The 11,177-nt window shown below is 50.1% G+C and carries 11 protein-coding genes; 9 read left to right on the top strand and 2 right to left on the bottom strand.

Annotated elements, in window-relative coordinates; translation table 11 throughout:
• Positions 1-489: 489 nt before the first annotated feature.
• Positions 490-699, top strand: coding sequence for a histone family protein (locus LDL35_RS11115; protein WP_304022424.1), 210 nt, complete (start codon positions 490-492; stop codon positions 697-699).
• A 460-nt stretch (positions 700-1,159) separates the two neighbouring features.
• On the opposite strand, the gene thiC is transcribed toward LDL35_RS11115, so the two are convergent.
• Positions 1,160-2,434, bottom strand: coding sequence for a phosphomethylpyrimidine synthase ThiC (gene thiC, locus LDL35_RS11110; RefSeq protein WP_304022422.1), 1,275 nt, complete (start codon positions 2,432-2,434; stop codon positions 1,160-1,162).
• A gap of 37 nt (positions 2,435-2,471) precedes the next feature.
• Between thiC and LDL35_RS11105 the strand changes: the two genes are divergently transcribed.
• Complete coding sequence (locus LDL35_RS11105) at positions 2,472-3,077, top strand: MBL fold metallo-hydrolase (protein WP_304022420.1); 606 nt, start codon at positions 2,472-2,474, stop codon at positions 3,075-3,077.
• A complete protein-coding gene (locus LDL35_RS11100; RefSeq protein ID WP_304022419.1) occupies positions 3,070-3,519 on the top strand; it encodes a GIY-YIG nuclease family protein in 450 nt (149 codons plus the stop codon). The genes LDL35_RS11105 and LDL35_RS11100 overlap by 8 nt, the downstream gene beginning before the upstream one ends.
• Before the next feature lie 52 nt (positions 3,520-3,571).
• On the opposite strand, the gene LDL35_RS11095 is transcribed toward LDL35_RS11100, so the two are convergent.
• Entirely contained in the window at positions 3,572-6,214 is a 2,643-nt protein-coding gene (locus LDL35_RS11095) for a NosD domain-containing protein (RefSeq protein WP_304022417.1), read from the bottom strand.
• Between the two features lie 276 nt (positions 6,215-6,490).
• On the opposite strand from LDL35_RS11095, the gene LDL35_RS11090 reads away from it, so the two are divergent.
• From LDL35_RS11090 to LDL35_RS11065, 6 genes are all read left to right on the top strand, one after another.
• Positions 6,491-7,237 carry a queuosine precursor transporter gene (locus LDL35_RS11090; RefSeq protein ID WP_304022415.1) on the top strand — a complete coding sequence of 249 codons (747 nt, stop codon included), beginning with the start codon at positions 6,491-6,493 and terminating at the stop codon, positions 7,235-7,237.
• 148 nt (positions 7,238-7,385) lie between these two features.
• Positions 7,386-8,405 (top strand): type II glyceraldehyde-3-phosphate dehydrogenase, encoded by a 1,020-nt coding sequence (locus LDL35_RS11085; RefSeq protein ID WP_304022413.1) that lies wholly within the window; start codon positions 7,386-7,388, stop codon positions 8,403-8,405.
• A 42-nt stretch (positions 8,406-8,447) separates the two neighbouring features.
• Positions 8,448-9,389, top strand: a complete 942-nt coding sequence (locus tag LDL35_RS11080) for a tyrosine--tRNA ligase (protein WP_304022412.1) — start codon at positions 8,448-8,450, stop codon at positions 9,387-9,389.
• A gap of 15 nt (positions 9,390-9,404) precedes the next feature.
• Positions 9,405-10,175 carry a serine protein kinase RIO gene (locus LDL35_RS11075; protein WP_304022411.1) on the top strand — a complete coding sequence of 257 codons (771 nt, stop codon included), beginning with the start codon at positions 9,405-9,407 and terminating at the stop codon, positions 10,173-10,175.
• A 29-nt stretch (positions 10,176-10,204) separates the two neighbouring features.
• On the top strand, positions 10,205-10,744 hold the full coding sequence (locus LDL35_RS11070) for a KH domain-containing protein (RefSeq protein WP_304022409.1): 540 nt from the start codon (positions 10,205-10,207) through the stop codon (positions 10,742-10,744).
• Positions 10,745-10,788: 44 nt separating this feature from the next.
• Positions 10,789-11,177, top strand: a 389-nt coding sequence (locus LDL35_RS11065; protein WP_304022408.1) for a DEAD/DEAH box helicase, incomplete at its 3' end; no start/stop codon positions are given.

The raw sequence follows: 11,177 nt of genomic DNA, 5'->3' as shown, positions 1-11,177 counted from the left end.
GGTTTTTCACAGGGCTCTGTGTGACATACCAGTGTTGCTTGAAACAGGTTAAAAGGTATATGGCTAAAACCACTGGAAAACAGTCTGAAATAATTTTTTTTTTTTTTTGTGCAGTTTTTTCTCAAAAAAAATCATAACCAGGATAGATGATTAATCAGGCGATTTCTTATGGGTTGCATCTGGTTTTGTGAGAAAATCCTGTGAGTGGAAACCCAGAAAATTTTAGACGAAATTTAAAATTTCTCCCAGTTTCAACAGTTGCAACCGGTTGCAACCATCAATCCTTTCAGGGTACTTCAGACTTCCGGAAGAGTCAATGTGCGGATCTGTTCAGGTCGCGGAGAAGAAATCCACGCTCAACCATCTATCAGAAGACGAATGAATTTATTTATATACCCTTTCAATACCAGGCATGATATCATAAGATTTAGCAAAAATATGAGCAAAATCTATTAATACTATACTTCATATATTAATCCTTGATATATTATGGCAGATTTACCACTTGCAGCCGTTGCCCGTGTCGCAAAGAACAATGGAGCTGAACGTGTGGGTGCAGATGCTACCCAGGCACTTGTTGAACATGCTGAAAATTACCTGGCAAAACTTGTAAGGGAAGCAAACAAACTCTCCAGCCATGCCGGTCGGAAGACGCTCAAAGCCGAAGACATTGAGATGGCAGCAGAGAAATTCGCCTAAACCTTTTTTCATTGAAGGACATTATTGCCTGAGATCTTTTTTAGCTCATTTCACTGAATACGAAAAACCCGATTCATGTGAAAACTCCTTGACTGACGGATATTGGTCCATACATTTTTTGGGTGGGGATCATGATTGATAGTGCAGACCGGGGTTGGTATTACCCCCAGTCTCCTTTTTCTTTGTTCATGCAATTTTCTTTGATATGAAGCCAGATAATAACGCAGATAGTGGTGCGTATTTATCATTTTGCGGAATTAAACGCAGATTTTTAAGATTGTCGAATAGATATCTTTGTGATTTATTAAATATTATAAATATTAATCATTTACGCAGAATAATTTTAATATGGATTTAATGGAACTTCCGCCTCCTTATAGGGGCCAAAATTATGAATTTTCAGTTTGACTGTCATCGTTTTATTCACTCCATGTAAGTCTTTCCTTCATCTCAACCCTTCTCACGCTGTTCCATCATCATCCGGAGCCATGAAGAGATCACGGACCATCTTCACCGCACACAGGTCACCACACATCGAGCAGGTCTCCTTCTCCGGGTCTCGGTCATGAATACTTCTTGCCACGTCAGGGAACAATGAAAGATTGAACTGTTTCTCCCAGTCCAGTTCCTGCCGTGCCTTTCCCATCATAATCTCACGGTCTCGTGCATCTTCTCTTCCGGCAAGCAGATCCCCGACATGTGCTGCAAGAACAGAGGCCCGGGTCCCTTCAATTATATCATGAACCCGGGGGAGAGCAAGGTGTTCACTTGGAGATACCATACACAGGAAATTTGCCCCATGCTTGCAGGCAATGGCACCACCAATCGCACCGACCACATGATCATACCCTGATGCAATGTCGGTGACCAGCGGGCCAAGAAGGTAGAGCGGGGCATGATCAGTCAGTTCCTTGATCATCCGGACATTGTATCCTATCTGTTCAAGGGGCATGTGACCCGGCCCTTCAATCATCCGGGGGATACCGAGGTGATGGGCCCGTCGTGCAAGCCTGCCAAGGTTCAGATATTCAACCGTCTTTGCCTCACGTGCGGCATCTTCATGACAGCCCGGACGCATCCCGTCACCCAGGCTGACTACGACCTGGTATTCAGCAAGTATCTCACACAGGTAATCAAATTCACTCCAGAGCGGATTTTCTTCTTCCTGTGCTGCCATCATCGCGACATGGAATGATCCGCCCCGTGACACAACCCCCATACGGCGCGGATCTTCCCGAAGGGATCGGAGCACATCCTGGTTTACCCCGCAGTGAAGGGTGAGGAAATCCACCCCGTCCCTGCAGTGCTCGCGGATGACAGTGAACAGGAGATCTGCATCAATATCCTGGACCGACCCTGCCCTTCTGACGGCCTCATAGATAGGAACGGTCCCGACCGGTACCGGATATGAAAGCACCATACGGCGGATAGCGGGCAGATCTCCCCCAGTCGAGAGATCCATCAATGTATGGCCACCGTTCTGGATCGCTGCCTCTGCTTTCTCCTTTTCAAGGGCTGGATCACAAAGACCCTGGGACGTGCCGACGTTAACATTGACCTTGACTTTACATCCTTCACCGATGGCACAGGGGGGGTTTGGTCGTCTTGGATTTCGGGGGACTACCACCCTTCCCGCCTGTATCAGTCTGATTAAACGGTCAGTATCGAGTGATTCAGCCTGAGCTATTGTATTCAGAACTGAGGTATCAGGAAGGGAATATCGGGTAGGTACCATATCCTACTTGTTGTATGCCGGGGAATATGATAGTCACATGGCAGTAAAATTCATCCCAGGGAGGGGGATGTATGCAAATGCCTATGTTGCACGGGGGACGGTTCTGGTTGACGCCGGTGTGACCCCGATGGCAATAGAGGCGCATCGAAACACCATCACCCATATCATCCTGACCCATTGTCATTTTGATCATATCGCCTACCTTCCGGCATTGCAGAAGATGACCGGGGCAAAGATCTGTATTCATGAGGCTGACGCAGAAGGGCTGATAAATGATAACCTCAGCCTTGCAATGCATTTCGGAGAGCATTCTCCCGGGATCATCCCGGATATCATCCTCCATGGGGGGGAAGTGATCGAAGGGTATGAGATCATCCACACCCCCGGCCATACACCGGGAAGCATCTGTCTGTATGACAGAGGATCAGCAGAACTTATCTCCGGTGATACTGTCTTTTCTGACGGGGCATTCGGACGGTATGACTTTCCAGGAGGAAGCAGGAGTGTTCTCTCCGACTCACTACAGAAACTGACCCAACTGAAGGTGGGGGGTCTCTACCCGGGTCATGGAATTCCTGCACGGGAGAACGGAGAGCGGTTTATCAAGGCGGCTGCAGCCCTCATACAGTCAGCATATGGATAAGGGAGCATACATCCTCATTTTGAAGAATGATGAATGCAGGATTCAGGTAGGAACACGGGGAGAGAGAACATTTTCTGGCGGATGGCATGCATATGTCGGATCTGCTTTAGGACCAGGAGGGTTTTGCCGGGTACTGCGACATTTCAGACTGAATTGTGAAAAAAATAAAAGACCACGCTGGCATATTGACTCACTCCTGCTTTCTCCCTGTTTTCAGGTAGTCCGGGCCTTATGTATCCACACCGAAGAGAGGATTGAATGCCATCTTGCCCGGCATATGACCGGGACCGTCATTGTGGGATTTGGATCATCAGACTGCTCCTGCGAGGGGCATCTCTTTTATTACTCCTCTGATCCTCATGAGGAGATCCTCTCTCTTATCTCCTCTCTTACAGCAGAAGAGGGGAGTCTGATGCCGGTTGAGGTCATGACCATACCATGATCAGGACCGGTCATACCAGTCCTTATCGCATGTATGAGCTGCATCCCTCCGGTCACCATGCACGGTCCTTCACCGGAAACGGATACCCTTCAGGGGAAGGGGAGGCAGATGTTGTATTTCGTTCGGATGCACGGGATCCCTGCCCGAAGGTGTATACCCCCTCACCCATGGATTTTATGGGATCCATGACCGTGATGTAGCCCTCCCTGACCGTCGTCTGTGAGGTGATGTTCCTGTCTTCAAGACCCCATATGGTCAGGCTGACCGTATAGATACCTGGCCTCTGGTAGGTGTGCACAGGGTCTTTATCGGGAGAGAATACCCCATCCCCAAACCGGTACAGGCGCTTTAAGGCATCTCCATCCGATGCATCATTAAAACGGATTGTCAGGGGGGCCGTGCCCGAGATGGGGTCGACGGTAAAGTCGGCAAAGAATGGGGGTTTTGTTCGGGTATGAAGCGGGAGATGATCTGTGTTGTTTGCATTGTACACATACGGTGCTCTACAAAAGCCGTCACCACGGTCAGCTGTTATCTGCGACCACCCAGTCCCGTTTGGTGTCGCCCAGTAATTTCCTCCGATGTACGGGCCACCGAGGATGTTTTGGCCGGAAGTTTTTGTTATGTTCCAGGTATTGATAAGATCCTCCTCATCGACCTGCCAGACCAACTCCCTATCATTCGCCCATGATGGGCCAGATACAGCCTTTCTTGCAGTCATGGCACAGGAGCCGATGACCGATCCTCTGCAGTCCTCTCCTGATATTCCCACAGCAGATCGTGCTTCTGGATCATCATCGTCGAGATACTCGACGAGGAGGGGGATGGCGCTCTCGATGTAGTTGTTTGAGAAGGTGTTGTTGAAGGTCGGGCCCAACCCGGGACGGTAGCCACTGGACAGCAGGAACCCGAATGCATCGTCCCGGCTGTTTGAGATGGTATTGCTCTCCATGAGGCAGTCTCTCGCACCGTTCATGTTCATCCCGATACTGTTCTCCCTGAGCGTGTTAGAGAGGGTGTATGCATCTTCCGCGAACAGGAGCAGAATACCGCGGGCGTTGTTTTCGATCATGTTTCCGCTGATGGTGACGCCTTTTGCATACGCGTCGACGACCGCGATCCCCTGACCTGTGTCCTGGTTCTGCCCAAAGAACGTGTTCCCGGTTATCAGGACGTCATCTGCGGAGGAACAGTGGACCGTTATCCCGGTGTCCGCATATCCGGAGAAGTCGTTTGCTATGATCGTAGCGTTCCTGTTGTTTCCGATTCCGAGCCCGAGGAAAGGACCAACGAACCCGTTATCAGAGATGACCGAGTCCGTTGAATTGATCAGCATGATGCCTCTGTTCTGATCTTCAAAAAGACAGCCCGAGATGGTCGTCCCTGAAGAGTTGTACACTCCAAGGCCGAGCCCGCCATCCCTGATGCTGCAGTCTTTGACAAGCACGTCCCGGCAGCTCATGAGGACGACCATCGCGGGATCCTGCGAATCGATTGTGATCCCCTGCTGCCCCTCGAAGTATAGTACCGGCCGGCCATCTGCAGTGTTGGTCTGATCGAAGGTGAGGTTAGGGAGGAATTTGGTACCAGGGGCATAGTCGAAGGTGCAGGGAGAAACACCGCTGAGTGTATTCCGGGAAAGGGTCGAGTTGGTGATGGTATAGAGGTCAAACCCCGTCCCCCATTCGTCGGGATTGAAACTGCAGTCCCGGACGGTGTTATCGGCGATACAGACGAAGTCGAGCTTATCAAGAAGGATACCGGCTTTGACTCCTGACGAGTCCCTGACAGTATTGCGGGTGATAGAACCCCCCTTCAATCCTTCCAGCCTGATATCTGCCACCGGATTATGAGAACCTTCGACACTATTTCCTGATACATCCACGTCAAAGAGGTGGAAGATATCTCCTGTGGTCTTATCCAGATCGTCCACGGATCCAAAGACCATTATGCCGTATCCAGAAGGGTGCAGGACCGTATTCTCCAGAATCGAGACCGAGTAAAGCCGGGTGGGTACCGAGGGGTCGCTGTTTCCGCAGGAGATCTCAATTCCCCCGTTTTCAAGGACGTTTCCGAGAACACGGACGCCGGAGGAGACGGTCCCCGTGTTCTCGAAGGAGCATACGATCCCGATGCCACAATAGACTGGATTGGGGTCGAGGGTGACTGCATTCTCCGCGATGGAGATCTCGCTGGAGTTTTCGAGCACGATCCCAAAACGCCCGGACGAATGTATCCGGCAGCGACTGATCTCAATGGAAGAGAGCCCTGATCCGGTAATGACCGGCATGGAGGGGTCATCCGGCTGGTGCAGGAAGGTGGCGTTCTCCACCTTGATCCGATCTGCCAGAAGGTCGAGTGCTCTCTCGTCTGCCTTCTCGACCGAGATGTTCGCGAGGACCACGTCTGGTGCGGATATGGTGACTGCGACCGGCTGACTCTCCCGACCGACGACCGGCAGGCCCCCACCGGTATCCATGCCCACGATGGTGATCGACCGGTCTATCCTGACTGCCTCGTCATAGGTCCCGCTCTGGACGACGATGGTGTCCCCGTCAGAGGCTGCAGTGATCGCTTCCTGTATAGACGAAAATCTGCACCCAGACGGGCAGACGGTCCATGTCTCTGCCATAACAGGGAAGGTGGCAAGGAGAATGAGGAAGAGGAGGGGGATACACACAGGAGATCTATGCATGGTGCCCTCTTCTTTTGTGCAATCGTCTTTCCGAGATATTCATGCTGTCCACCGTTTCATGCCGTAATCGAAGAATAGGGAGAGATTTATTATATATATTGCGATGGGATAGAACAAGACCTGAGGGAATTCGATAGGGTGATACGTGAAGATTCTCCCTTTTTTGGGGATCTGAAATATAGATAGGGGATTTCGGCACCATAAACAGGTTCGGTCCTGCTCATCGTCTGGCATACCCAATTGTATTACGAGAACCAATAGGTGTAGCAGGAAGATATGATCTCCTGGATCTGCTGGTTTTTCAGTCTCACGCTTGTTACGTATCTTTCCGTGTACATCATCCGTAAAACCCCGCAGTATGCGTTTTCAGCACTTGTCGGTTTTTATATTATATATCTTACAACGGCCCAGATTGTTGCCGCCAGGATCATTGAGGTTAATCTCGGATTTGCAGTAATCTTTGCACCGGCAGGGGTTCTTATCTATCCGTTCGTTGCCCAGGTCATCGATATGATCAATGAAGTATATGGTGAGAAGATGACCCATGCCGCTATCTTGATTGCATTTGCTTCGCAGGTTATCTGGGTCATTTTTGTCTTCATTATCAACGGGTTCCCTCCGGCACCATACTTTGCGTACGAGGAGGCCTGGCAGTCCATCTTCTCAGTGGGAATACGGGTTACTCTCGCAAGCTGGATCTCGTTCCTTTTGTGCTCACATATCGACGCGTTCATCTTTGCCAGGATCAAGGAACATTTCCTCGCACGCGAAAAGGCGTTTCGACAGAGCACGCTTATCAACCCATATGTCTGGCTCCGGTCAGGTGCAACCGATGTGATAAGTCTGACTCTCGACTCTGTGATCTTTGTTGTCATCGCATTCCTTGGCGTGATGCCGATCCTGCCGCTCGTCATCGGCCAGATCGTGATGAAGAATATCATCGGATTTGCTGACAATCCCTGGTTTGTGTGGTACAAATCTATGCTGAACAAGGACCCTGGCCAAAGGTGCAGGACTTTCTGAAAGATGCACCCGAACCATGAGAAGGTGGAACAAAGGAACCAGGCAGAAATAATGACGAAACGTGAGCATACCAGAGCGAAGATCTGATATGAGATACTATAATCAGTTTATAAAGCAGATACAAAACTCACCCACCTGAGGTCCACACATGATCAAAGTAGCAATTAATGGATATGGAACCATCGGAAAGCGTGTTGCGGATGCGGTCTCTGCCCAGAAAGATATGGAGATCATCGGGGTATCGAAGACCAAACCATCAGCAGAGGCTCTGATTGCAGTCCAGAGAGGGTACCCGATATACATCGCTGATATGGGCAAGAAGGATGCATTTGCAAAAGCTGGAATCCCGGTTGCAGGTTCAGTTGAAGATATGCTGAAGAAGGCTGACATCGTGGTAGACGGAACACCGGGCGGGGTCGGCGAATCAAATAAGGCACTCTATGAGAAAGCCGGGGTGAAGGCCATCTGGCAGGGCGGTGAAGATCACGAGGTTGCAGGCTTCTCATTCAATGCCCACGCAAATTACAAGGATGCGATCGGAAGACAGTTTGTAAGGGTTGTATCCTGCAACACCACCGGCCTGTGTCGGGTGATCAAGGCGATGGATGATGCCTTCGGAGTTGTAAAAGTCCGGGCGGTCATGGTCAGACGAGGAGCAGATCCCCATGTCGTCAAGAAGGGCCCAATAGATGCGGTCGTCCTTGACCCACCGACCATTCCCAGCCATCACGGGCCGGATGTCAACACCGTGCTTCCCCACATCGATATTGTCACCATGGCTATGATCGTGCCGACGACCCAGATGCACATGCACGCCATCACCATTGAACTGAAAAAGGAAGTCAGTCGTGATGACGTGCTCGCCGTCATGCGCAGCCACAACCGGATTGGTCTTGTCCAGCCAAAGACTGCAATCAAGAGCACGGCAGAACTAAAAGAGTACGTCATGGATATGGGCCGGCCACGTTCTGACTTATGGGAAAACGGCATATTTGAGGCATCGGTGAATATGGTCGGAAGGGAACTCTTCTTCTTCCAGGCTATCCACCAGGAGGCTGATGTTGTAATTGAGAACGTGGATGCAATCCGCGCGATGATGGGCATAGTCACAGACCCGGAGACTTCAATCAGGATGACCAACGAGGCGATGCAGTTTACTGCCCTCTAATCACTCATCCTATTATCTCTATTCAATACAAACCTCCTCAGAATGGATACATACGCCCGTGTAATACGGAACACGGTCGAGGTCGTTACTGACGAGGAACTGCGTTCCCTCCTTGACCGTCCGGTCAGAAAGGTCTACGCAGGATATGAGCCAAGTGGAGAGATCCATCTTGGGCACCTGGTTACTATCAATAAACTGATTGATCTCAGAGATGCAGGTTTTGAAGTCACTGTTCTCCTTGCCGATCTCCACGCTTTCCTGAACCGGAAAGGAACGATGGAAGAGGTTAAAAAACTCGCAGAATATAACCGCCGTTGTTTTGAAGGGCTGGGTCTGACTGACATCAAATATGTCCTCGGGTCCAGTTTCCAGCTCTCCCCTGAATACCAGATTCTGGTCCATGAACTCTCCCAGGCCATCACCTTAAACCGTGCCAAGCGGAGTATGGATGAGGTCGGACGGCAGATGGACAACCCGACCGTCTCGCAGATGGTGTACCCCATCATGCAGATGGCTGATATTGCCATGCTTGGTGTTGACGCTGCCCTTGGCGGAATTGATCAGCGGAAGATCCATATGCTGGCTCGTGAGTACCTGCCATCGAAGAATTACTCTTCACCGGTCTGTATTCATGTCCCCATTCTTCACGGACTTGACGGAAAGAAGATGTCCTCTTCCCAGGGCAATTATATATCCGTGGCAGAGTCGGAGGAGGATATCAGGAGAAAGATGAAAAAGGCGTTCTGTCCTCCGGAGATTGAAGACAACCCGGTTCTGCAGATCCTGCAGCATCATATCTTCCCACGACTTGATACCGTGGCCATTGAACGACCAGAGAAGTTCGGTGGCAACCGGACCTTTGGATCCTATGAAGAGATGGAACAGGCCTATGCCAATGGTGAGATTCATCCGGCCGATCTGAAAACAGCAGTCGCAGAAAGTCTGATTACCATTCTGGCACCGGTCCGTGAGTATCTTAAATAAGTTCAGGGTGAGTTCTTGAGAGATCGACAGACTGATGAATTTGATAAGAAGGTCGATGAACTCAGGACCAAAATAAAGGGACTTGACCAGCTGAAGGTCAGGGATGATGTATTTGATGAGTACACCCTCCTTGGCCTCTATAAACTTCTTTCAAAAGGGTGGATAACGGCGATGGGGGGGCCCATATCCACCGGGAAAGAGGCGAATGTCTATCTTGCCGACCGGGACGGAACTCCTGTGGCGGTCAAGATATACCTGACGCGGACTGCGAATTTTAAAAAGATGCAGGATTACATCACTGCTGACCGGAGATTTATTAATATCGGGAAAAGCAGGAGGGATGTAATTTTTGCCTGGACCAGAAAAGAGTTTTCAAACCTGAAACGTGCAGAAGAGACCGGAATACTGGTGCCTCACCCTCTGGTTTTTGACCGGAATGTTCTGGTCATGGATTTTTTGGGAGATGAGCATGGGGCATATCCTCAGCTCAGACTTGCAGAATATGAAGATGCCCAGGCGGTTTATGACGAGATACTGGAGGATATCAGGATTCTTTGGAAGAAAGCAAAACTGGTTCATGGGGATCTTTCAGAATATAACATCCTCTATGGCAAAGGACATCCATACCTGATTGATATGGGTCAGGCAGTAACCTTGGATCACCCCCATGCTCCGGGTTTTTTAAAACGGGATCTGGAACAACTGAACCGGTTCTTTCATGAGCGGTGCACTACCATTGAGGTATCAGACACGCTTTGGGAGCTCTGCGGTTCATCACTACAATAATCACATTTCAGAGTAATTTTGGAGTACTTATGCAACAGGAAACACGGATAACCCAGGAACGAATAGGGGTTCTTATTGGAAAGAAAGGGCTGACGAAGAGGGAGATTGAGGAGAAGACAAAAACGCGGATACAGGTTGACAGTGAGGAGGGGCTGGTCAGTATCGAGGGTGAGGATGCAGACGGGTTTATCCAGGCCGTTGAGACCGTAAAGGCAATAGCCCGGGGATTTTCTCCTGAACGGGCAGCAATATTACTTGAAGATCCTGACCTCTATCTTGAGATCATCGAACTCTCTGAATATGCCGGAAGCGACTCAAAAATTGAACGGATACGGGGGAGAATCATCGGACGTGACGGCCGGTCACGGGCCCAGATCCAGGATATGACAGCGACAGAGATATCCGTATATGGCAAGACCGTTGGTATCATCGGCACCGTTGAACAGGTGAAGATAGCCAGGGAAGCGGTTGAGATGCTCATCAAAGGAGTGTCACATGAATCGGTCTTCTCATTCCTTGAGAAGAAACGCCGTGAATTAAAACAGGATATGATCAGTTACTACTACTAACAGGACATTCATGCCCTCTTCTTTCCCGTTCCGCTGGTGAATCCATGGAGATTGCATCACTCCCCCTCCCCGACCCTTTTATCAGAGCCTGTCATGCAAAAGGGATCAGGACACTGTACCCGCCACAGGCGGAATGTGTGGAGAAGGGATTACTGGAGGGGAAAAATCTCTTAATATCAATTCCGACCGCCAGTGGGAAGACCCTCCTTGCCGAGATGGCGATGTGGTCCCGGATAGCCGCAGGGGGAAAATGTCTTTATATTGTACCACTCAGGGCACTTGCCTCTGAAAAGTATGATGAGTTCTCAAAGAAAGGGGTCATCAGGGTGGGTATCGCCACCGGTGATCTTGACCGGACCGATGCATACCTTGGCGAGAATGATATCATTGTGGCAACGAGTGAGAAGACCGACTCGCTGCTTCGAAACCGGAC

Origin of the sequence: Methanospirillum hungatei, assembly GCF_020216685.1 — an archaeon.
Taxonomy (GTDB): Archaea; Halobacteriota; Methanomicrobia; order Methanomicrobiales; family Methanospirillaceae; genus Methanospirillum; species Methanospirillum hungatei_B.
This window is presented reverse-complemented; position numbering and strand designations above follow the sequence as displayed.